Below are 22,810 nucleotides of genomic sequence, written 5' to 3' on the forward strand. Positions count from 1 at the left end.
AGAGGTGTATGAATAACCAAAATAACAGAGACGCATTTGAACAGTTTTTACTTGACGAAACAGACAAGCACCAAATGTTTGCGTCAGATGCTGCTTGGGCAAATATTAGTAAGCAAGTGCAAAAGGAGAAATCCTGGCCCGCGCTTACAATTGTGGCCTTTCTTATTGTTATTGGACTAAGTGTTACTACTTTTTTAAACTATCCACCAGATAATATCTTAGCTAAAGCACACTATAATGATAGTGTTCAGCTAGCACATCAAAAAGAAGAGGCCGCTATTATTGCAAGTATGGCTAAAGATGATGATTTAGAATCTCGTATCTCTTCTCAAAAAATTACTGCTAAAACATTTGCTGCCATAGCAAAACATCAACAAGCAGCGGCTTTAGCAGCAATTGTGCCAACAGAACCAGTTGTAGAAATTCAAGCAAAGCCATCAGTTATAATGACAGATAAAGTTCGTAGGCCACTTGCTGTAAAAGAAAATGGATTAACCAGCACTGGATTGTCTTTTACCAAAGATGAAAATTTGCCATTAATAACAATGCCTGCTAAAGATGAAGTAACTACCGCACCTAACGCTGAAGCAGATAAAAGTGATAATAAATCTGATAACAATGCTTCCAAAGCAGACATGACTGATGATGTGTATAAGGACTATTTTGCTACACTGCTTAAAATGAAAACAACTAGAAAAAGTGCAAGGTGGACTTATGATATTTATGCCACTCCATCTAAAAGCTATAGAAACTTAGAAGATGATAAAGTGCGAGACCAGTATACTACTACTAGCATACCAAATGCCATAAGCAACAGTAGTACAACAACACTTAGTAATGCAGTTAAACATAAACCAGCATTGGGCTTAGAGGCAGGCATTGCTGTTGGTTACAATCTTACGCCAAGGCTAGTAATTAAAGCTGGTTTGCAGTTTAATATTCGACAATATTATATTGATGCCTACCAAACCTATGGCATTGCTACCATTGCTATAATACAAAACAATCGGCTAGATTCCTTAACTTTTTATAGTAGATTTGGTAGTGCTGGCAGCAGCTACTCTGAAACCAAGTTGGATAATAGATTATATCAACTATCACTGCCGTTAGGTGTAGAATGGGCGGCTTTTGATGGTAAAAAACTTGGTGTAAGTGTAGGCGCGTCTGTGCAGCCTACATTTACCCTTAATAAAAGTGTGTATCTGATTTCTACTGATTATAAGTATTACGCAAATGGTGAATCTTTCTTTAGGAAATGGAACATGAATACAGCACTTAACCTTAACTTGACCTATAAAATAAATGGTGCCAAAATTTATATCGGCCCACAAGTACGCTATCAACATTTACCTACTTACAACGACGCCTACCCGATTAAAGAATACCGATTAGATTATGGTGTAAAAATTGGCTTTATCCAAGGACTTTAATTATAGCTGAACGAATAATTTTGCAACATGAAACAAAATGTTCTGTTGCTATTGCTGATGAGTATTTTCAGTATTTATAGCTGTAAAAATAATTCCACGAAAGTTGAACCTAATAATACCGATACCACACATTTTTTTAGTATCGCTAACTTTTTTACAAGCGAGATTAAAACGTTAGAAACAACACCATATCCCATTTATCAAATTATTTCTAAACCCAATGGTACTAAAGACTCTAGTGCAATAGACAAAACGCTTTTTGCATTGCTTGCAAAGCAATTTATTGCTTGTGATATTAGTGATAGCGTACAAAAGCAAGCTTATAAAGAAGTGGCATTTAACGATAATTCTACTAAAAGTATTACCCTAAATTATAGCACTTCCAAGAAAGATTTACCCATACAAAGTATTGATGTGTTGTTTGACGAAGAGACAAACCATGTAAGACGCGTTTTTATAAGAAAAATTTTAAACAACAAAGATTCATCTACAACTGTTTTATATAGTTGGAAAGCCAATATGAGTTTTACCATTACAAAATCGGTAATTAAAAAAGATGGTACCAAATATACCGAACAGCAGTATGTAAATTGGAATGATAGCAACTAAGATTACTAGAATGTTTATAAGAGAAGATTGAAGAAATGACGCAGCAAGAATATCAAAATATAGCACATACCATACCACACCAGCCAGGTATCTATAAATACTACGATGCTAGTAACGAATTGTTGTATGTAGGCAAGGCAAAAGATTTGCGAAAGCGCACAAGTTCTTATTTTTCAAAAACATTTACAAGTTATAAAACCCACGAATTAGTTCAGCGTATTCACCGTTTAGAATTTACCATTGTAGATAGCGAACAAGATGCATTTTTATTAGAAAATTCATTAATAAAACAGTTCCAACCAAGGTTTAACATTAACTTAAAGGATGATAAAACGTACCCTTTTATCGTTATCAAAAAAGAGCCTTATCCCCGTATTTTTTTAACAAGAAGAAAGTTCAACGACGGTTCAGAATACTTGGGACCATTTACCTCATCTGGCAAAGTAAGAGAGTTGATAAATTTTATTAAACAATACATACCACTGCGTACTTGTAAGCTTAACCTTACAGAAAGCAATATACAGAAAGGCAAGTTTAAAGTATGCTTAGAATACCATTTGGGTAATTGTAAAGGTCCTTGTGAAGGCTTACAAACATTGGAAGATTACAACGAGGGTATTCAGCAAATGCGTGATTTATTGAAGGGCAATTTAGGTTCCGTTATTAGTAAATACAAGGTGCAAATGCTTGACTATGCAAGTAATATGCAGTTTGAAAAAGCTGAAATGATGCGGAAAAAATTAGAGCATCTAGAAAGCTATCAAGCGAAAAGTATTATTGTGAGTAAGCACCTAACCAATCTAGATGTGTATTCAATTTTTAAAGACGAACAAACGGCTTACGTAAACTATTTGATGGTGCAAGGTGGTACTATTGTACAAACGCATACCGTACAACTTGAGCCTAAATTAGATGAAACAGAAGCCGAGGTTTTAAGCTTTGCTATTGCCAATCTGAGAGCAACTTTTAATAGCCTTAGTAACGAAATTATTGTACCATTTGAGGTAGAAGTTATAGACCCAAATATCACGATTACTATACCAAAAGCAGGTGATAAAAAGAAGTTGTTAGACTTGAGCTTGAAGAATGTCAACTATTACCAAGAAGAAATAAGGAAAAAGAAAATTCTACACTTAGAAGGCAAGAGCGATTGGGAAAAGAAAAATGTATTGTATGAGTTACAAGAGTATTTACAACTCCCAGAAGCACCTGTGCACATTGAGTGTTTTGATAACTCTAATTTTCAAGGCGCCTACTCTGTAAGTGCCATGGTTTGCTTTAAAGATGGTATTGCTAGTAACAAAGATTACAGGCACTATAACGTAAAAACAGTACAAGGTATCAACGACTTTGCTACCATGAAAGAAGTAGTGTATCGACGTTATAAAAGATTGACGACAGAAAATTTAGCACTACCACAATTGGTAATTATAGATGGTGGTAAAGGGCAATTAAGCAGCGCCATGCAGGCTTTGGAAGAACTGAATTTAGTAGGAGAAATGACAGTGGTTGGGCTTGCAAAAAATGAAGAAGAAATATTTTTTCCAAGTGAAAGTGAATCAGTAAAACTACCTTGGGATAGTGATAGTTTAAAGCTGATTAGACGTATTCGTGATGAAGTACACCGCTTTGGTATAACATTCCATAGAAACCAGCGTAGTAAAGGCACTTTTAAAAACGAGCTTGAAGAAATTAAAGGTATTGGTAAGCAAACGGCTACCGATTTATTAAAAGCGTTTAAGTCAGTTAAAAATATTCAAACTAAAACGGAAAAAGAGCTTACTGAAATTGTAGGTTTATCAAAAGCAAAATTGATATTGCAGCATTTTAACACTAATCAAATTAGTTGATGGCGAGAAGTTATTACTAATAGGCTTTCACGTTTCACTTTTCACAACCATGACGGAATACATCAATATAGGTAAAATAGTTGCACCTTTTGGGTTAAAAGGCGAGTTTATTTTAAAACACGGCTTAGCAAAAAAATTAGTTCTTAAAAATGTTGAGGCGATTTTTATAGAAGAAGTGAAAGATAGCTATTTGCCTTATTTTCTAGTAGCATCAAAAGCTAAATCTCATGATGAGACTTATATAGAAGTTGAAGGTGTTATTACTAAAGAACAAGCGCAGAAACTGGTGCAAAAGCAAGTATGGTTGCTAGATGCAGATTTTAGAAGATTGGCTGGCGATGCAAGCCCTATCTCATTGTTAGGCTTTACTATTTTTGATGATGGTACAGCAATAGGTGTAATTGATGAGGTGATAGAACAGCCGCATCAAGTGTTGTTACAAATAAATTACAATGGCAATGAAGCCCTTATTCCTTTACACGAGGAAACCATTGATCGCATTGATAGAAAAGCCAAAGAAGTACATTTATTTTTACCAGATGGTTTATTAGATATCTATCAATAATAGCCTACTTCTTTGCAAATAATTTATCGGCCATTTTAGCATCATGGTGATAAATATCATCCCTAAAATTTAGTAAACCGTCTCTATCTACCCAAGCTGTAAAGTATTTTATGGTTACAGGTACTGTTGGCTTAATGGTTAGCCACTTTTCCTTCGATAGTTTCATTAAGGTTTTGATAGAATCCATAGTGTATAGGGTATCTCTACGCAGTAAAAACTGTGCTAGTTTGGCTGGTTCACCTAGCCTTATGCAACCATGACTAAAAGAACGTTTAGACGCTGAAAACAATTCTTTATTAGGTGTATCATGCAGATAAATATTGTAGCTATTTGGGAATAAAAACTTTACACCCCCAAGAGAATTAGATGGTCCAGGTTTTTGCCTTACAACTGGAATTTTGCCATTGTAGCCAGTAATTTCCATATTGTTTTTTGCCAAATAATTCGGGTCGCGTTTCATAGCTGGTATTACTTCTTTTTTGGTAATGTCTTCAGTTACATTCCAATAAGGGCTAAACACGATATATAGTAATTTACCATTGAAAATGACCGTACTATTAGCTGCTGTACCCACCACTACGTTCATATTGAAACTATACTTACCAGAATCATATACGTGTAGTTTATATTCTGGAATATTTACAATTAAATGGTCGGTAGTTAACGTATCTGGCAACATCCACCTGGCTCGTTCCATATTTACCAATATTTTCCGAATTAAAGTGTCAATTGGTCTATTTAATTCTTTAAAAGTTGCGGCACCCACTTGCCCTGTAGCGCTTAAACCATAACGTTTTTGAAACTGTTTCACTGCTATTTGTAATGTCGTATCAAACTTCCGCGAGGTGTCAGTCATCGCCAAATCACCAAAAGCAATTAAACGCATTTTCACTTGCTGAACAACACTATTTGAGTCGCCTTTTTTTAGCGATTTTGCTGTAGCAATAGAATCCCAACTAGCATTGTTTTTCAGCGCATAATATTGTAATAAATACTTTTCAAGTTGCCTATAATCTGCGTTTAATGGTTCATAATCATCTAAGCCTTTACCCTTGGTTTTCATCATAGAGTCTAGGGCAGCTTTCACATCTATTTTTTTTCTAGGGATAAACCATCCTAATTCTGTTGCATTGATATCACTACCTTGATACACTTTAGAAGTGTATTTAAAAAATTGTCCTGTCAACAATAGTTCTGCTTTAATTACAGAAGCATCTGTTGCATTTGGATGAAAGCTATGATTGTTAAATTGTTCATAGAGTTTTTGCAAGTCTTGGCTAAAAATACTACTGTCTTTGATATCAGTAATGTAACTGTTTTGTAAATTATAGAAATTATGCGATTGTTCAATAAGGCCGCCAGTGTCGAACCAGGCAAATTCGTAATTGCGATGTTTGTAAAAGTCAAAAAAATCTTGTTTAAATTTTACCAAACCACTGTCACTCGCCATAAATTTATCTAGCTGCATACTATCTAAAAATAAATTGTTGTACGAGGTTTGCTCGTTAATAGAGGTATCTGTAGTAATAATTTTTCTTATTTTATTTTTACAACCCATTATTACAGCACTAACAACCAAACATGCAAGAAGCACTTTTCGCATAAGCTTATATATTCTTTTTTAAAATTAAGCATTTACCAATAATGCCGCTGCCACTACACCAGCAGTTTCTGTTCGTAACCTAGTATTACCCAAGCTTACAGGCTGATAATTGTGTTGCAACGCCATTTCTATTTCAGCAATTGAAAAATCCCCTTCAGGGCCAATAAGAATTTGTACATCATTAGCAATATCTAAGCCACATATTGTCGCTTTATCACCTGCTTCGCAATGGGCTATCAATTTCTGCTGCGCATTACTTAGTTCAATAACGTTTGATAGATTGGTTGGCTCATGTAAAATCGGTAGCCATACTTGCTGGCTTTGTAACATTGCAGCAATAACAATACTATGCATCCTGTCAAATCTAAAATGTTGGCGTTCGGTTCTGTTGCACAACAAGGGTATTATGTTTGTAACACCCATCTCAGTCGCTTTTTCTAAAAACCATTCAAATCTATTCGCATTTTTAAGTAACGAAATACCAATGCTTATCTGCTTTGTTGCTGCTGGCAAAAAACTAGTACTTTCTATAGCTACAGTACAATGTTTTTTGTCGCTTTTAGTAATTGCGGCAGTGTAAGCATTGCCTTTACCGTCAGTTAATTGCATATGTTCGCCTTCTTTCATGCGTAACACTTGCACACAATGCTTACTCGTCTCTTCGCTAAGGATTACAGATGATGTTGTTGCTATTTCTGGTTGATAAAAAAAAGGTAATGCCATCACAAACAAGATTATCAAAAAAGCTTCTATTTAAAGAGACTTTCCTAGATTTTTTATACACAATTTAATCGTGTACTACCATTAAAGGCACATGGCTATGAAATGCTAATAGTTTGGTATGGCTGCGTTTAAATAGCATTTCGAACCAACCATGTTTTTTAGGAATGGTTACCAATAAGTCCACATTTTTTGAGTCAACAAAGTCGTTAATCCCATCAATAAAGGAAATATTATTTACAAAGAAATATTGAGGATTGTAGTCTTTTAGTACTTCATTTAGCATTGTCATTTGTGTGTCTTTATCTGCATCATCTTCACCATCATTTATATGTAGTACAAAAAATTGAGCTTGTAATATTGCGAGTAGTTTTTTCAAGGGCTCTACAGGTGTTGTGGAAGCTACTTTTTTCAGATCTACAGCCAATGTAATTTCTTCAATATTTTCAAATACTGCATTTGGTGGCACAATAATCATTGGTACAGTAATCGCTTTAGCCACATCAACGGTATTGCTACCAATTAAGCTTTCTTCCAATGCATTGCCACCTGTAATGCCCATTACTACTACATCTGCGCCCGTTTCGGTAACTGCTTCGCTAATGCCATTGACTAGGGTATTAAGATTGCAAAGTTGTTCTATAGTGATGCTTGCATCACAAGCGTGGCTGATTGCCGCTGTAAAGGTTTTTAAACCAGTTTCACTAATATTTTTATATGTTTCAATATCTAGCGGCATAATAGAGGGTACCGTAGGATCGATAGAAATAGATGGTATTACAGCTTCATAAGCATTATAGAGCACTAGTTTGGTAGCACCTACTTGTTTTGCTAGCCCAATAGCGTATAAGGCAGCATTTTTTGAGGTGGCAGAAAAATCGGTTGGGATGAGAATCGTTTTCATAATGATGATGTTATGTGAAGTAAAATTGTACAAATTAACTACGTAAAGTTACTTCTTATAGCTAAACGAAAACACCCTTTTCTGTCATAGAAAAGGGTGTTTAAAATCATGTTCTTAATACTAGCGACTAGGCATATTTAAAGGAATATCTCTCTTTAACATTTGGTCTCTATTGGCCATTACCCAAGCTGTATGAAATATCATTTTTACACGTTTTTCCATAAGCTCAAAGTTAATTTTATCTACTGTATCTGTTGGTTTGTGATAATCTGCTAACAACATGCCATCGTAGAAAAATAAAATAGGTACGCCCATTTTTGCAAAATTGTAGTGGTCGCTTCTATAGTAAATTTGGTTCTTATCGTTAGGGTCATCGTATTTGTAATCCAATGTAAGATTGGTGAACTGTTTATTTACACCCTCATTAATGATGGGTAAGTCGCTACTTAATTTATCATGACCTATAACATAAACGTAGTTAGTAGTATCGCCAGTTTTACGTTCAGTATCTACTCTACCTACCATGTCAGTATTTAGGTCAACACTTGTTTTTGCCAAAGGATATAGCGGATGTTCAGAATAATATTGAGAACCCCAAAGACCTTTTTCTTCACCGCTTACAGCCAAGAATATAATACTTCTACGTGGGCCATTACCTTTCTTTTTAGCAGCTGCAAAAGCTTCTGCCATTTGTAATACGCTAGTCGTGCCACTGCCATCATCATCTGCACCGTAGTAAATAACCATATCACGTTTACCTAAGTGGTCGTAGTGGCCGCTCAATACCACATACTCATCTTTTTTATCAGTGCCTTCTAATATACCAATCACATTACTACTTTCCAGATTGGTAGTTACTTTATTTACATCCAATTTGGTTTCAGCATAGTAAGTGCCTTTATTTACTTCTTTCAGTTTGTCAATTGATAAAGTAGACGTTCTACCAAGTAAAGCAGAAGCAATTTCTTCAGAAACAGTAACAGTAGTAAAGCTGCTGGTAGCTTTTGTTAAATACATCTCTCCTTTGGTGGCAGTAGCCACTTTTCTAGGAAAACTATTCGAAATTAGTACCACACCTGCTGCACCTTTGGTACGTGCCATACCCGCTTTTGCAAAAAAAGCTGTAGGCCCACCTCTACGTGTAGGTGCATTTGCCGCTGGTTTATAATCGGCAGGTGCACCATCTAAAAATAACACCACTTTGCCTTTAACATCAATATTCGCAAAGTCTTCAGGTAAGCCATAGCCTAAAAATACCACTTCATTGATATTACTTACACCACTCGCAGCGCTTTGTACAGTAAAAGTAAAGTCTTTATCTAGTTGAAAAGGCTTGCCATTAACAGAAAGTTTTACACCCAGTAATTCATCTTGATATACGGGATACACTTGCTGGTAGCTATCGCCATTCCCTGGCTTTAAACCAAACTTTTTAAACAAACTTTCTATATAGGCCGCAGCTTTTTTTTGACCCGGTGTTGCCGTTTCTCTGCCTTCAAATTCGGCACTAGCAATCACAGACAATTTTTCTTTTAATGACTTGGCAGTGATAGTGCTTGCAAACTTTGCAGCAGCGTCATCACTGTTTTGTGCTATGGCAAACATGGAAGCCAATAGCATCGGTGTAAACAGTAGTTTCTTCATGATTATATATTAAAATTAGCGTTACTATCGATAGTAGCGAATGTGAAAGATAACATCTGTAAGCATTGGCGCATAATTTTTTTGGATGAATGGGAAAGAATGCGCCTTAAGTTTCCCTAAAAGCTCTCCAGTATCTGTATTTTTGAAACTCAATTTATTGCATGAAGGTTTTAACTGTTATTAGTTTAAGCGTATTGTTAGTCGCTTGTACAGCCACTAAAAAAATACAACAGCCTACTATTACAAGTATTTCATCGCTTAAGCTATTGGGTGAAATAGATGCGCCGCACAATTTGCAATTTAAAAATACCACTATTGGCGGCTTAAGCGGTATTGATTACGATGCAACCAATAATTTGTACTATATTATTAGTGATGATAGGAGTAGTATTAATGCAGCAAGATTATACACCGCTAAATTATTTACAAGCGCTAAAGGCATAGATAGTGTGGCTTTTGTAGATGTAACATTTTTACACCAACAAGATGGGACGTTATATCCCAATAGCAAACAGAACCCCTCCAAAACTCCTGACCCCGAAGCTATTCGCTACAATCCTTTAACAAAGCAATTAATTTGGACCAGCGAAGGTGAGCGCATTGTAAACAAAAAAGATACAGTATTAGAAAATCCTGCAATAACTATTATTACTATCGATGGTAAATACATTGATACTTTTAATTTACCATCGCAATTACTGATGCACGCATTTGAAAAAGGCCCGAGGCAAAATGGCGTGCTAGAAGGTCTAACATTTACCAATAATTACAAGCAATTGTATGTAAATGTAGAAGAGCCGCTGTATGAAGATGGTCCAAGGGCGATGCTTACCGATACTACTGCTTGGATTCGTATTTTTAAATATGATGCAGTTACAAAAAAACAGCTTAAACAATATGCTTATAAACTAGACCCAATTGCATATCCAGCTACACCTGTAGATGCTTTTAAAATAAATGGTGTGCCAGATATTTTAAGCATTGGCAGCAATAAATTATTGGTAATGGAGCGCTCTTTCTCAACTGGTAGATTGCCTTGTACCATTAAAATTTATGAGGCTGATTTAAACAACGCCACAAATATTCGCAATAATCCATCACTCCAAAGGCATACTAAATTTACTCCAGCTACTAAACGCCTTATTTTAAACTTTGATAGTTTGGGTGTTTTTACAGACAATGTTGAAGGGATGACGTTTGGTCCTACCTTACCGAATGGTCATCGTACACTTGTGTGTGTTGCAGATAACAATTTTGCAGTATTTGAAAAAACACAGTTTTTTCTATTTGAAATCATACCGTAGGATTTTACACTTGCCAAGTTTTAAAAACTTGGCAAGGATAGAAGATGCTTACAAATCACCTAATTGGGGTCTAAGTACAATATCTTCCATTACAGCTTGCGGCGATAATTGCGATGCTGCAAATACCATTTTGGCTATATCATTGGCTTCCATAATGCGGCTTTCTTCTACACCACTACCTATCCAACTATCTGTGTAAGCGGCGCCAGGCATTACTGCCGAAACCTTGATGCCATGTGGTTTTAACTCTTCCCGCAAGTTTTTGCTAAAGCCAAGTAACGCATATTTACTAATGCTATAACTACCTCCATTGGCATAGGCTTGCAGCGAAGCGATTGAGCAAATATTAAAAATACTGCCACTTTTTCTTTCAATCATGGTTGGTAATAAAGCTCGTGTTAAATGGTAAGCGCTATATAAATTGGTTTGTATCATTTGCTCAAGCAGACTGTCTTCTTCGTTATGAATTGAGCCTGGAAAAAATTGGCCAGCATTATTTATTATAATATCTGGTATGCCATATTGTAAGCACCATGTGGCAAAAGCTTTCACTTCTTCTTTTACACTCATATCTACAGGCATGGCTTTAATGGTACAATCAGGAAATTCTAATAGTAGTTCTTCCATCATTTTATACAATTGCAATTCGCCTCTTGCACATACAAGCAAGGTATAGCCTGCGGCGGCAAATTGTTTGGCAATAGCTTTACCCAAACCTTTAGATGCACCAGTAATCACAATTATTTTGCCGCTGTTTGTTGTATCCGATGTATTTTGCTGACTCATTCTAGTAAATTTAATTGTTTTTGCAAACATATCGTATGAGCCACTTACAGCAACCTTTGTTTAACCCTAATCGTAAATACCAACATCTTTTTTTTGATTTAGACCATACCATTTGGGATTTTGAAATGAATTCTAAAGCCACATTGGCCGAATTGTACGATACCCACCAGCTAGGCGAGAAAGGAATTGACGATTTTGAATTATTTTTTGAAAGATATAATGAACATAATAATCGCCTTTGGGACAAATATCACAAAGGTTTTATTAAGCAAGACGAACTTAAATGGAAACGCATGTGGCTAACCTTGCTTGACTTTAAAATAGCAGACGAACCTTTGTCAAGAGAAATGGGTCAAGCGTTCTTAACCATTTTACCCACTAAAACAAACTTATTTCCTTACACCTTTGAGATATTGGATTACCTAACAGAAAGGCAATACGACTTACACTTAATTACCAATGGTTTTGAAGCTACACAAAGGAAAAAACTTGTTAACAGTAAGCTTGACGGCTATTTTAAAGAAATGATTACTTCGGAAACAAGCAATAGCTTAAAGCCAAGCAAGGATATTTTTGATTATGCATTTACAAAAACCAATGCTTTACCCGAGAAAAGTATTATGATAGGTGATAACCTAGACGCAGATATTCAAGGTGGTATTAATGCGGGAATTGATACAGTATTTGTTAATCATATTAATGCACAGCCGCACATAAAAGCTACTTACGAAATAACACATTTAAAAATGCTAGAGGATATTTTCTAGCATCTTTAAAAACGTTCAATGATATTGTTCCAAGAACTAAAACAATATTTTCTCTATCGATTTGAAACCTTCGTCGGCAGGTTGCTGTTCCCACAGTATTTGGTAAATAGCTGTGGCAATAGGCATATCAACTTGCAGTAATCCATTCGCTTGATAAATACATTTGCTAGCATTATAGCCCTCTGCCACCATATTGAGTTCTAGTTGTGCAGATTTAACGCTGTAACCTTTGCCTATCATGTTGCCAAAAGTTCTATTGCGACTGTAAAGTGAATAGCAGGTAACCAACAAATCGCCCAAATAAACCGATGCGGAATAATTGATACTGCGTTGTTCTTCCTCGCTTTCTTTATCCCAAACAAGTTTGTGGCAAAAGGCAGCCATTTCTGCGGCGGCATTCGCAATATATACGCTTAAGAAATTATCGCCATATTCTAGGCCATGTGCTATACCTGCACCCAAGGCATAAATATTTTTAAGCACAGCCGCATATTGTACACCAATGATATCGTGGTTGACAATGGTATTTAAATATTCTGTTTTAAAATTATTGGCGATAAGGTTAGCTGTTGGTTCATCTTTACCAGAAAAGGTGAGATAAGATAATTTTTCTGAAGCCACTTCTTCTGCGTGGCAAGGACCAAGTACGGTAAAATAATTGCACAAAGGCACAGTAAAGTTATCGTATAAATACTCATTAAGTAGTTGGTTATTTTGAGGCATCAAGCCTTTAATGGCAGAAATTATTTTTTTGCTATTAAAAGCATCTTTTGGTAAGCTAGCTAATACATCTGCTACAAACGCAGAAGGAATTGCAATTACCAAAGCATCTGACTTTGCAACTACTTCTTCTAAATTGCATGAAAGATGCAACTGTTTGGTATCGAAATAAGCTGACCCTAAATAATGGGGATTATGTCTGCGCTTTTGCAGATATGCAATGTTTTTTTCGTTGCGAATGAACCAATTAATGATATTACCGTTGTCGGTTAAAATTTTCGCCAATGCTGTGGCCCAACTACCGCTTCCTATCATTCCAAATTGCATGGCACAAGAATTTTGTTAGTAGACAAACATACGAAAGCTAGTGCTAAACACGGTGTTTTTTACCAAAGAAAAAAGGACAAAAAACTCACCTTTTTGTCCTTTATAAATAGTTATATTATTGCTTAAATAATTAAAAGTAGCACTTTTCACATAGCGATAAAATCGTACAAGTGAGTCGCAAAACTGCAGCTATGTAGTACTAGAACTGCTGGTTACATATAGCTAGTTATTCTTTCTTCTTGCCATCATCATAAAGTTTGTCTTTTGCTACAACTTTTACTTTATCGCCATCTTTTAAACTTTTACTTACCACATTGTATGGTGCTATAACTACTTCATCATCTTTCTTTAAACCACTTGTAATTTCAATATTGGTAAGATCTTGGATGGCTGTTGTTACTTTTACCTTTTTCACTTTGCCATCTTTTTGTAACACAAATACAACTTCTTCTAAATCGGTAGCAGTAGGTGTTTTATCAGTGCTACTTCCAGTTGTAGTTTCTTTCTTTTTCTCATCACCTTTTGTACCATCGCTCTTAGGGTCTCTGGTGGTCACCGCGTTAAGTGGCACAGCTAAGGCGTCCTTTTTAGTTTTGGTTTGTATATCCGCACTAGCACTCATATTGGGTCTAAAAGGAAAACTTTTACCAGGGATAATCAAGTCTTTGTAGCTGCTTTCAAGCAAGCGAATATGAACTTTATAGTTAGTTACATCTGTGGTAGAAGTGGTGGATGTAGAAGTGGTAGGGTTAGCAATTTTGTAAACAATACCAGTAAATTTTCTGCTAGAATAAGCATCAACTTGTACAATGGCCGTATCGCCAATTTTTACTTTGGGAATGTCATTTTCACCCACATCAACTCGCACTTCTATGCTGCGCATATCTGCAATACGCATCATTTCTGTACCTACATTAAAGCTATTACCTGCCACTCGCTCACCTTTTTTCACGGCTAATAAACTTACAATACCATCCATTGGTGCCGTAATGACGGTACGAGACATGTCTTTATCAGCTTTTGCAAGTTGCGCCTCATTGCTTCTGATAGTTGCTTCACTACTTTTCAAGCCTTCTTTGGCGGCATTATAATTGGCTTGAGCCGATAAAAAGGCCTGCTGTGCCGTTTCAAATTCTGAGCGAGAAATAACTTTATCGTTTAATAGCTTTTGTTGTCTATCATAGTTGGCTTTTGCTTGATCTAGTGTTGCTTTTAAGCCTACAATACTAGCCGCGGAGTTGCTTAATTGCGCTTTTGCTTGGGCAACACCCGCCGATACTTGGTCTCTCTGCGTAGCGTAAATGTCGGCATAAATACGTGCAAGAATTTGACCACGCCTTACACTATCACCTTCATTTACAGGCAGTTCTACAATTTCGCCACTAATATCTGGACTTACTTTTACTTCTACTTCTGGGTAAACCTTGCCGCTCGCATTAACTGTTTCGGTAATGTTTCTTAAAATCGCTTTGTCTGTAGCAACTTTTATACCTTCTTCTTTACCAATTACGCCGCTCATTTTTAAGCCTACAAGTGCAACAATTATTACTGCTAAAGCAATAATAACCCAAAGGAGTATTTTATTCATAATGATTTTATTTATATCGTTCCGTTATTCTGAGTTTTTGTTTTGGTAATTTGCAGAGTTATCAGCACTTATAATTTTAAACCTTGACCTTTATAAAACTCTAGCAATTTCATTTTGAATACATAATCGTATTGATTAGATATTTGTTGTATTTGTGCTGTTGCTAAATTATTTTGAATAGTAATCAAATCAATAGTGCTAAGTAAGCCAACTTCATAACGCTTAGTGGCAAAGTCTAACGCTTTCTGATTGTTTTCTACTTGTTTTTTACCCGCGTTAAATTTTTGTAAAGCATTAATCACATTCGTGTAAGCTGTGTAAATGTCTTGCTTCAACTTTTGTTCTATTTGGTCTTCTGTTACTTTATAGTTCTGCAAAGTCAATTTCGATTGCTCGTAATTAATCCTGTTGGTACCATTACTAAAAATTGGTACAGAAACACCCAAACCCACACTTTGTCTGAAGTTTTGGCTCAACTGGTCGAAATATTGAATTTTATTACCATTAAGGAAATTAACTGCCTTGTTATTGTAAGTACTACCAATAGAATAACTGGCGCCAATAGTTGGATATAGGGCCGATTTTAGCGACAAAACACTTTTTTCTGCGCTTTTAATTCTTAATTGATTACCAATAATATTCGGCTGATTATTGATGGCTAATGCATAAACAGTTTCAGGCTGCAAATCGGCTAGTGACTCAAGTGGTATTTTATCCGCGGCAGGAATTTCTACCTCAAATGGAGCCGCTGCATCTAAGGTGAGCAATGCTTTTAGCTGTAATACATTTTGTTGAAAGCTAGATGCTGCTGCAATATAATTGCTGCTATCAGTTGCTAGTTTTGCTTCAAGTTCTAGCGCATTTAGTTCTGGCAAAGCGCCTGCTATTACTTTTTTTTGTGTAACATCTAATTGCGACTGTGTTTGTTGAATTTGAATGGCAACTATATTTACTTGTTCCTTCGAAGCCAATATTTGTAAATAATAAGTAGCTACGTTAAGAGCCACATCATTGGCGGCTTTTTCAATATCTTTTAATGCTGCTTTGGCACTAAAATCTTGAGATGCGGTATTGTTTTTAAGCCTACCCCAGTTAAATAGTTGCACACTACCCTGTAGACCATAATTCTGTGATAGTAACTCTGTATTGGTATATACGTTGGTAGTAGGGTCGATAGACCGTCCAAACTGTGGGCCTATGTTGGTGCTAAATGATGCGGTAGGATATTGGTATAATTGTGCTTGCTTTAGCTGCAGGGCACCTATTCTAGCTTGAATATCTGCTTGTTTTACAGAAATATTGTTCTTCATGGCATAGTCAACACATTTGCGCAAATCCCATTTTTCGATAGTGGTTTGAGCAGTTAGTTGCAGTAAAAATGCCAGTGCAATGAGTGTAAATGCGGGTTTCATAATATAACAAAATAACGGAAAGGCATTGATGTGGCAAAAGTTGTTTTTTATGGCTCACCACATAGATAAATTGGCATTAGAAAAATATAATTAATACTACCATTTCATTGTAGAAGGCCACGACAACTTACTATATTATAGGTTGATAATTTTAAATGCTTGGTCTAAATCTTTGATGATATAATCAGCATCTTCTAATCCTACATATAAGCGCAACATTCTATGGCTTTTATCTTCGGCGTTAAAACTTGCTTGTGGTAATCCAGCACATTTTGGTATAATTAAACTTTCGTAGCCTCCCCAGCTAACAGCCATGAGTATATGTTGTAAATTGTCGCAAAAAGTTTCAATCTGCTGTATCGTATTTGCTTTTATAGTAAATGTGAGTAGGCCGCAACCGCCCGTCATTTGTTGCCTAGCAAGCTCGTATTGCGGAAAATTTGGCGATAATGGGAATAATACCTCTTCTACTAATGGATGTTGCTCTAAATAAGCGATAACCGTTTTGGTAGTGTTGGTAATGCGCTCTAAGCGCATAGGTAACGTACGCAAACCTCTTAAAAGCAACCAAGCATTAAAAGGCTGAATACCGCTGCCAATGGTGTTATATTCACTATTAAAAATGCGTTCTATCATTGCCTTGCTACCGCTTAGCACACCTGCTACTACGTCGCTATGACCACTAATATATTTAGTGGCAGATTGAAGCGCTAAATCTATACCTAACGTAATTGGCTTTTGGTAAATGGGTGTGCAGTAGCTATTATCGATAATAGTTACTATGTAATGTTGCTTGGCAAGTGCTGCAATGGCTTGCAAATCTTGCAGTTCATAGGTAAAACTGTTTGGGCTTTCAAGATAAATAATAGCTGTGTTTGGTGTAATAGCATTGGCAAAATTTTCTGTATCAGTACCATCTACATAGGTATGTGTTACACCAAACTTTGGTAGTATTATTTCAAATAATTTTTTGGCCCATGTGTATGGATTTTTTACAGAAATAATATGGCTACCACTTTTTACATTGGCTAATACAGAGGCAAAAATGGCGGCCGCCCCACTGTTAAATACTAAGCAATCTTCTGCACCATCAAGTGCTGCTAGTTTTTTGCGCAGCATATCAACCGTTGGGTTTAAGCCACGGCTGTACAAATAAGTACTGTATTCATCTTCAAAGCTTTTGCGTAGTGCATCTACCGTTTTAAAAGCAAAATTTGAGGTTTGAATAATAGGTGGTGCTACGGCATTAAAATAGTTTTCTCTGCCTTCAGCATATTCATTGATGATGTATGATAAATCCATAAATAGTTTCTTGTTGCTAGTTACAAATTGCAGGCTTTTTCTATCGTCTAAGGTCTGTTGACTATGGATTGTTTTACATATATTTTTTGTACAAATTTTGCAAAGTCAGCTTATCTGCTTCATTAATTTTCTTAGTAGAATCTTGCATAAAGTGTCGCTTAAAAGCACGTATGGCAGCGCTAGTATCTTTTATATCGTAACCAATAATACGTAAAGCTTGCAAATGATTAAAGTTACTGTCAACTTTACTATTAATGATTTCATCTGGCCAAAGCCCAAAGCCTTTTTGCGCAAGCATTTTCCATGGAAAATAAATATTGGGGTCTACTTTGCGAGTAGGTGCAATGTCACTATGACCAATAAAATTTGCAGTTGGAATATTGTAGGCTTTTTTCAAATTGCCCAACAATGTAAGCAAGCTATTAATTTGCTCATCGGTAAATTTTTCAAAGCCATTATTGTCTATTTCTATACCAATCGAAGCTGAGTTTAAATCTACAGTATTGCCCCATTTGCTCACGCCTGCATGGTAAGCCCTCAAATAATCGTTGAGCATATGGTGTACTGTACCATCTTTACAAATTACATAATGCGCACTTACTTGTGAAGCTTTGGTGGTAAAGGTTTTAAGCGTTTGTTCGCAACTATTTTGCGCCGTATGATGAATAACAACAAAATTTGGCTTGCGCATACCAAAGTTGGTAGTACCTACAAAGTCAATATTGCCAAATGCACTGTCTGTTAAAGGATATTGTTTAAGCATATTAGCAAAAGCTTTCGCCTGATCTTTATATACTTTATTTGTCGTGCGGTAAGGCGATTTTGAGCAGCCAAAAACAAACAAGAACAGAAGCAGTAATGGTAAGTTTTGTTTAAGCATAGTGGTAAATTAGTTGGGGCAAATTAAGCATTTACAAGTCAATAGCTATTACCATTTGCATATAACATAGTATCTCAATAAAAAAGGCTACTTTTTGAAGTAGCCTTTTGATATAGTAGTTCTTTTTAAAATTTATGCAATTTCCCAAACTTCCTTTCCACGTAACAATGCATCTAAGTTGCCTTTGCCTTTAGTAGCGATGGTTTCTTCTATTTGTAAGCGCATCACATCTTCGTAGCAAGCTCTTTCGGTCGCATAAAACACGCCAAATGGTCTAGGAAAATGTCCTTCAACTCTTGGGTCGTCAAACATGCGCACTAATATTTGTGCTTTGTAAAAATCATTTTCATCATGTATCCAAAGGTCATCAGTGCTAGCAGCTTCTTCTAGGTCTACAATTACAGGGCGTAAGCCATCTAGCTTTATACCTTTATTTTTAACTGCTCCAAAAACCAATGGCTGACCATGTTCTAAGAAAATAACTTCATTTAATTTTGAGCCTTTTTCAGTAAAAATCTCAAATGCGCCATCGTTAAATATGTTGCAGTTTTGATATATTTCTAAGAATGAAGCGCCTTTATGTTGGTGGCTTCTTGTAAGCATCGCTTGTAAATGCTTAGGATCACGATCCATACTGCGTGCAATAAACGTCGCATCTGCACCCATTGCCAAAGCCATTGGGTTAAATGGATGGTCAATGCTGCCTACGGGTGTACTTTTCGTAATCTTATTTTCTTCCGACGTAGGTGAATATTGCCCCTTGGTTAAACCATATATCTGATTATTAAATAATAATATATTTACATCAAAGTTTCTGCGTAGCAAATGAATAGTATGGTTACCACCAATGCTTAAGCCATCACCATCACCCGTTACTATCCATACACTTAATTCTGGTCGTGTAGCTTTAAGTCCGCTAGCTACAGCAGTTGCACGGCCATGAATAGAGTGCATACCAAATGTGTTCATATAATAGGGAAAGCGACTACTACAACCAATGCCACTAATTATTACAATATTTTCTTTTGGAACGCCAATTGATGGCATTACTTTTTGTACCTGGGCTAGTATAGAATAGTCACCACATCCAGGGCACCAACGCACTTCTTGATCCGTTGCAAAATCTTTTGCTGTGAGGATTGGCGCTGTTAATGTATCTGTACTCATGCTGCAAAAGTATTTGAATGTGAACCATCAACCAACTGAAAAATGGTCTACCATTTAAGTTCGCTAATAAATTTTATGGAAATGGTAAACTGTTAAGCTGTAATTTTCAACCATTAAAACACATATATGAAGCAATTGTTTACTTTACTAGCTGCTTGTTTTTGGGCAGTATTATTGTTTGCACAAGGCAAGGACGGCATCAAAGTCACTGATTTGTTAAAAGTTAAAACCGCAAGTAGTATTACATTAAGTAGTGATGGCAGCAAAGCTGCATTGACGCTTACCACCATAGAGTCTGAAGCAGATAGCAAGTGGGATTATAAATATGTAAGCCATATTTATATTGTACCTACTGACGGAAGTGCAGCCCCCAAAGCATTAACTACCAAAGAGCCAGCAAGTCAGGCTGCTTTTAGCCCAAATGGTAAGCAACTAGCTTTTGTGCGCGCTGTAGATGGTAAGCCACAAATATTTTTATTGCCGCTAGATGGTGGCGAGCCGCAGCAACTCACCAAATTTGTTTATGGCGCTTCTACACCGAAGTGGAGTGCTGACGGCAAGCAAATACTATTTTCTGCCAACATTTCCTTAAAAGATTTATTAAAAGATACTATGCTTAATCCCTCGCATAGCTTACCGCAATGGCCGTACGAGAAACCAGGGTTTGTAAATAATACAGAATTATTGCCCATTACAGCCAAGCCAAATCCTGATGGTAATATGCAAGAAATTCGCGCCTATCTAGAAAGCAACGTAGTAGATAAAAAAGCCAAAGTAATAGATAAACTCAATTTTCAAGAAGAAAGTACCACTTCTGCTGAAATGAATTTTACCCATTATTTCATAACCAATGCAGAGCCAAACGCAACTGTAAAAGCAATAACACATGGTTTTTATAGCTTTAGCAACGCACAGTTTGTACCTAATAGCAATCGTATTTTGCTAGATGCAAAAGTTGATGATACACAACATCCCGATAGAGCACTTGAAACCCAAATTTATCTCATAAATACCGATGGCACTGGTTTTACAAAATTATTGGGGCAAAAAAAGATGAGTTATAACAGTGCTAGTATTTCGCCTAGCGGCAAATGGATGGCTTACCAATACGGGACTACCGATTTTATTAATATACCATCTTTAGCTATTATGCCAATTGCAGGTAGCGAACAGCAAAAAAAGGAGCTTGTACTCGATAGAAATAAGAGTAATATCACATGGTCACCTGGTGAACAATACTTATATTTTACTGTGCAAACTAATGGCGGCGTAGTGTTGTACAAGGCTGACGTAACTACGCAAAAGCTAACAGCCATTACAGATAGCAATAGTGGCATTGGCAGTTTTGCTGTTGCTGCTAATAAAATTGTGTATAGTAAAAACAATGTCAGCAACCCAAGTGAAGTATTTGTCAGTGATATTTCTGGTGCTAATACGGTTCAACTATCAGATTTTAATAGTGGTTGGTTACAAACCAAACAGCTTAGCTTCCCTGAAAAACACATATTTACCAATAGCCACGGCATGACAGTAGAGTATTGGGTAATGAAACCAACTAACTACCAAGCAGGCAAAAAGTATCCTCTACTATTAGAAATTCATGGCGGACCTACCGCTATGTGGGGGCCAGGTGAAGCAAGTATGTGGCATGAATTTCAGTATTTCTGTTCTCAAGGCTATGGCGTAGTTTATAGTAACCCACGTGGTAGTGGTGGCTATGGTACTAGCTTTTTAAAAGATAATATTAACGATTGGGGTGCTGGCCCTACTAGCGATGTACTCACTGCATTAGACAAAACTGTAGCTGAAGGCTGGGCAGATACAAGCAAGTTATTAGTTACAGGTGGCTCATATGCAGGGTATTTGGTAAGTTGGATTATTGCACACGACCACCGTTTTAAAGCAGCTTGCAGCCAACGAGGTGTGTATGATTTAGGTACTTTTTTTGGTGAAGGCAACGCATGGCGCCTAGTTCCTAATTACTTTGGCGGTTACCCTTGGGAAGAAAAGGTAAAACCCATATTGCAACACGAAAGTCCTATTACTTATGTAAATGATATTATAACCCCTTATATTATTTTTCATGGTGAAAACGACTTGCGTACTGGTGTTATTCAAGGCGAAATGTTGTATAAAAGCCTTAAAGTATTGGGTAGACCAGTAGAGTATGTACGTCATTCAGGTGGTACACACGAACTTACTAGAAGTGGTAACAATCGCCAAAGGATAGATCAAATGTTAAGAACCTATGAGTTTTTTGAGCGTTGGTTGCATTAATATCAAGCAGAAATAAATTAATTGATTAGGGCAGGTGAAGTTCACTTGCCTCTAATTCTTGGCCAAGAATAGTTCTTTTAATAAAACTTGCTTTACTTATTTTCTAGGATTGTTTTACGACCTTCAATTACCACTAACGCTTGCAAGAATAATTGTAAAAGCTTTAGCTACTATGGAATTCTCAGCTAAAAGAAAATGCTTCAATTTTAGAATAATCCTAAAATATTGGGTGGGTTAAGATGTTATTAAATATGCTCTTTTGTTTTCTAAATCAAAAATTATAAAACTCAATAAAAGGCTAAATAGATTTATTGCTAAAACGTTGGTATCTGAATAAAAAAGGTCAATTATTGAGTATTTATCGTTCATCTAAGGGAATAATTGGTAATTTTTAACAAAAATTGCTTTCCATTAAATGCTAGTAGACAGTATTTTTTGATGATTGTAGGTACTATTTACAGCAATAAAAAAAGTTACGTAAAAAGTTTGATGATCAAGAAATTATACCGTTGAGAGACAGTGATAAGCAAGTTAGTCTTTTGAAGATGCAGATCCCTTGACCTAGGGGTATCTACCACGATGTGTTAATATTTTTTTGGAAGATTGAAAAAATTGTTTAGGTTGCATTAGAACTTCTAAAAAATTGTTAATAACTTTCAAGAAATTTTGACAAAAGTCTCATTAGACTCTTAAATCAGAATAATAAATACTTATAATTAGCGTTATACGCCAAGTATATAGTATTGGTTCGAAAAAGTATAACAGTCCTTTACTTAGCGAAACCATTATATCCTTTTAAAAATCATACCATGCCTAAACCTTCTACTAAGCTCTTTTCTGCAGCGTTTTTATCGCTGTTTTTAACATGTGCGGCGCAATTCGCTTTTGCACAAACAGCCTCTACGGTCAATGTAGGTGGCACGAGCAGCACTAACACAATTTCTAATAATGTTGC

Annotated in this window: 18 protein-coding genes; 7 read left to right on the forward strand and 11 right to left on the reverse strand. The window is 36.1% G+C overall.

The genetic code is table 11. The features are described from left to right. The first annotated feature begins 8 nt into the window (after window positions 1-8). The 4 genes from ACFOW1_RS09075 to ACFOW1_RS09090 are packed head-to-tail and all read left to right on the forward strand — an operon-like array spanning window position 9 to window position 4,454. Window positions 9-1,430 carry an outer membrane beta-barrel protein gene (locus tag ACFOW1_RS09075; protein WP_379013739.1) on the forward strand — a complete coding sequence of 474 codons (1,422 nt, stop codon included), beginning with the start codon at window positions 9-11 and terminating at the stop codon, window positions 1,428-1,430. A gap of 27 nt (window positions 1,431-1,457) precedes the next feature. Further along, window positions 1,458-2,039: a hypothetical protein gene (locus tag ACFOW1_RS09080; protein WP_379013741.1), complete on the forward strand. Its 582-nt coding sequence runs from the start codon at window positions 1,458-1,460 to the stop codon at window positions 2,037-2,039. 35 nt (window positions 2,040-2,074) lie between these two features. Continuing rightward, on the forward strand, window positions 2,075-3,889 hold the full coding sequence (gene uvrC / locus ACFOW1_RS09085) for an excinuclease ABC subunit UvrC (protein ID WP_379013742.1): 1,815 nt from the start codon (window positions 2,075-2,077) through the stop codon (window positions 3,887-3,889). Between the two features lie 49 nt (window positions 3,890-3,938). Next, window positions 3,939-4,454: a ribosome maturation factor RimM gene (locus tag ACFOW1_RS09090; RefSeq protein WP_379013744.1), complete on the forward strand. Its 516-nt coding sequence runs from the start codon at window positions 3,939-3,941 to the stop codon at window positions 4,452-4,454. 4 nt (window positions 4,455-4,458) lie between these two features. Here ACFOW1_RS09090 and ACFOW1_RS09095 read toward each other — a convergent pair whose 3' ends face one another. The 4 genes from ACFOW1_RS09095 to ACFOW1_RS09110 all read right to left on the reverse strand — a co-directional run bounded on the left by ACFOW1_RS09095 (window position 4,459) and on the right by ACFOW1_RS09110 (window position 9,325). After that, entirely contained in the window at window positions 4,459-6,057 is a 1,599-nt protein-coding gene (locus ACFOW1_RS09095) for a L,D-transpeptidase family protein (RefSeq protein ID WP_379013745.1), read from the reverse strand. Between the two features lie 24 nt (window positions 6,058-6,081). Further along, complete coding sequence (locus ACFOW1_RS09100; RefSeq protein WP_379013747.1) at window positions 6,082-6,780, reverse strand: RsmE family RNA methyltransferase; 699 nt, start codon at window positions 6,778-6,780, stop codon at window positions 6,082-6,084. Window positions 6,781-6,844: 64 nt separating this feature from the next. Continuing rightward, window positions 6,845-7,681 (reverse strand): universal stress protein, encoded by an 837-nt coding sequence (locus ACFOW1_RS09105; RefSeq protein WP_379013749.1) that lies wholly within the window; start codon window positions 7,679-7,681, stop codon window positions 6,845-6,847. Between the two features lie 120 nt (window positions 7,682-7,801). After that, window positions 7,802-9,325, reverse strand: coding sequence for a M28 family peptidase (locus ACFOW1_RS09110; RefSeq protein WP_379013750.1), 1,524 nt, complete (start codon window positions 9,323-9,325; stop codon window positions 7,802-7,804). A gap of 161 nt (window positions 9,326-9,486) precedes the next feature. On the opposite strand from ACFOW1_RS09110, the gene ACFOW1_RS09115 reads away from it, so the two are divergent. Continuing rightward, window positions 9,487-10,629, forward strand: a complete 1,143-nt coding sequence (locus tag ACFOW1_RS09115; protein ID WP_379013752.1) for an esterase-like activity of phytase family protein — start codon at window positions 9,487-9,489, stop codon at window positions 10,627-10,629. Window positions 10,630-10,677: 48 nt separating this feature from the next. On the opposite strand, the gene ACFOW1_RS09120 is transcribed toward ACFOW1_RS09115, so the two are convergent. Then, window positions 10,678-11,415: an SDR family oxidoreductase gene (locus ACFOW1_RS09120; protein ID WP_379013753.1), complete on the reverse strand. Its 738-nt coding sequence runs from the start codon at window positions 11,413-11,415 to the stop codon at window positions 10,678-10,680. A 35-nt stretch (window positions 11,416-11,450) separates the two neighbouring features. On the opposite strand from ACFOW1_RS09120, the gene ACFOW1_RS09125 reads away from it, so the two are divergent. Continuing rightward, a complete protein-coding gene (locus ACFOW1_RS09125) occupies window positions 11,451-12,182 on the forward strand; it encodes a YjjG family noncanonical pyrimidine nucleotidase (RefSeq protein WP_379013754.1) in 732 nt (243 codons plus the stop codon). Between the two features lie 36 nt (window positions 12,183-12,218). Here the strand turns inward: ACFOW1_RS09125 and ACFOW1_RS09130 are convergent, their stop codons facing one another. From ACFOW1_RS09130 to ACFOW1_RS09155, 6 genes are all read right to left on the reverse strand, one after another. Beyond that, a complete protein-coding gene (locus ACFOW1_RS09130; RefSeq protein WP_379013756.1) occupies window positions 12,219-13,229 on the reverse strand; it encodes an NAD(P)H-dependent glycerol-3-phosphate dehydrogenase in 1,011 nt (336 codons plus the stop codon). A gap of 226 nt (window positions 13,230-13,455) precedes the next feature. After that, window positions 13,456-14,817 (reverse strand): efflux RND transporter periplasmic adaptor subunit, encoded by a 1,362-nt coding sequence (locus ACFOW1_RS09135; protein ID WP_379013758.1) that lies wholly within the window; start codon window positions 14,815-14,817, stop codon window positions 13,456-13,458. 68 nt (window positions 14,818-14,885) lie between these two features. Next, entirely contained in the window at window positions 14,886-16,229 is a 1,344-nt protein-coding gene (locus ACFOW1_RS09140; protein WP_379013759.1) for a TolC family protein, read from the reverse strand. 135 nt (window positions 16,230-16,364) lie between these two features. After that, on the reverse strand, window positions 16,365-17,531 hold the full coding sequence (locus ACFOW1_RS09145) for a trans-sulfuration enzyme family protein (protein WP_379013760.1): 1,167 nt from the start codon (window positions 17,529-17,531) through the stop codon (window positions 16,365-16,367). Between the two features lie 73 nt (window positions 17,532-17,604). Continuing rightward, complete coding sequence (locus ACFOW1_RS09150; protein ID WP_379013761.1) at window positions 17,605-18,411, reverse strand: N-acetylmuramoyl-L-alanine amidase; 807 nt, start codon at window positions 18,409-18,411, stop codon at window positions 17,605-17,607. Between the two features lie 132 nt (window positions 18,412-18,543). Then, window positions 18,544-19,578 (reverse strand): 2-oxoacid:ferredoxin oxidoreductase subunit beta, encoded by a 1,035-nt coding sequence (locus ACFOW1_RS09155; RefSeq protein ID WP_379013763.1) that lies wholly within the window; start codon window positions 19,576-19,578, stop codon window positions 18,544-18,546. A 126-nt stretch (window positions 19,579-19,704) separates the two neighbouring features. On the opposite strand from ACFOW1_RS09155, the gene ACFOW1_RS09160 reads away from it, so the two are divergent. Continuing rightward, complete coding sequence (locus ACFOW1_RS09160) at window positions 19,705-21,855, forward strand: S9 family peptidase (protein WP_379013764.1); 2,151 nt, start codon at window positions 19,705-19,707, stop codon at window positions 21,853-21,855. Window positions 21,856-22,810 lie beyond the last annotated feature (955 nt).

Source organism: Parasediminibacterium paludis, from assembly GCF_042651445.1.
Lineage (GTDB): Bacteria > Bacteroidota > Bacteroidia > Chitinophagales > Chitinophagaceae > Parasediminibacterium > Parasediminibacterium paludis.

What these genes read in the sequence shown, in the direction of transcription:
- ACFOW1_RS09075 (WP_379013739.1), top strand. Translation starts at nt 9, where the DNA reads ATGAATAACCAAAATAACAGAGACGCATTTGAACAGTTTTTACTTGAC.
- ACFOW1_RS09080 (WP_379013741.1), top strand. Translation starts at nt 1,458, where the DNA reads ATGAAACAAAATGTTCTGTTGCTATTGCTGATGAGTATTTTCAGTATT.
- uvrC (WP_379013742.1), top strand. Translation starts at nt 2,075, where the DNA reads ATGACGCAGCAAGAATATCAAAATATAGCACATACCATACCACACCAG.
- ACFOW1_RS09090 (WP_379013744.1), top strand. Translation starts at nt 3,939, where the DNA reads ATGACGGAATACATCAATATAGGTAAAATAGTTGCACCTTTTGGGTTA.
- ACFOW1_RS09095 (WP_379013745.1), bottom strand. Translation starts at nt 6,057, where the DNA reads ATGCGAAAAGTGCTTCTTGCATGTTTGGTTGTTAGTGCTGTAATAATG.
- ACFOW1_RS09100 (WP_379013747.1), bottom strand. Translation starts at nt 6,780, where the DNA reads ATGGCATTACCTTTTTTTTATCAACCAGAAATAGCAACAACATCATCT.
- ACFOW1_RS09105 (WP_379013749.1), bottom strand. Translation starts at nt 7,681, where the DNA reads ATGAAAACGATTCTCATCCCAACCGATTTTTCTGCCACCTCAAAAAAT.
- ACFOW1_RS09110 (WP_379013750.1), bottom strand. Translation starts at nt 9,325, where the DNA reads ATGAAGAAACTACTGTTTACACCGATGCTATTGGCTTCCATGTTTGCC.
- ACFOW1_RS09115 (WP_379013752.1), top strand. Translation starts at nt 9,487, where the DNA reads ATGAAGGTTTTAACTGTTATTAGTTTAAGCGTATTGTTAGTCGCTTGT.
- ACFOW1_RS09120 (WP_379013753.1), bottom strand. Translation starts at nt 11,415, where the DNA reads ATGAGTCAGCAAAATACATCGGATACAACAAACAGCGGCAAAATAATT.
- ACFOW1_RS09125 (WP_379013754.1), top strand. Translation starts at nt 11,451, where the DNA reads ATGAGCCACTTACAGCAACCTTTGTTTAACCCTAATCGTAAATACCAA.
- ACFOW1_RS09130 (WP_379013756.1), bottom strand. Translation starts at nt 13,229, where the DNA reads ATGCAATTTGGAATGATAGGAAGCGGTAGTTGGGCCACAGCATTGGCG.
- ACFOW1_RS09135 (WP_379013758.1), bottom strand. Translation starts at nt 14,817, where the DNA reads ATGAATAAAATACTCCTTTGGGTTATTATTGCTTTAGCAGTAATAATT.
- ACFOW1_RS09140 (WP_379013759.1), bottom strand. Translation starts at nt 16,229, where the DNA reads ATGAAACCCGCATTTACACTCATTGCACTGGCATTTTTACTGCAACTA.
- ACFOW1_RS09145 (WP_379013760.1), bottom strand. Translation starts at nt 17,531, where the DNA reads ATGGATTTATCATACATCATCAATGAATATGCTGAAGGCAGAGAAAAC.
- ACFOW1_RS09150 (WP_379013761.1), bottom strand. Translation starts at nt 18,411, where the DNA reads ATGCTTAAACAAAACTTACCATTACTGCTTCTGTTCTTGTTTGTTTTT.
- ACFOW1_RS09155 (WP_379013763.1), bottom strand. Translation starts at nt 19,578, where the DNA reads ATGAGTACAGATACATTAACAGCGCCAATCCTCACAGCAAAAGATTTT.
- ACFOW1_RS09160 (WP_379013764.1), top strand. Translation starts at nt 19,705, where the DNA reads ATGAAGCAATTGTTTACTTTACTAGCTGCTTGTTTTTGGGCAGTATTA.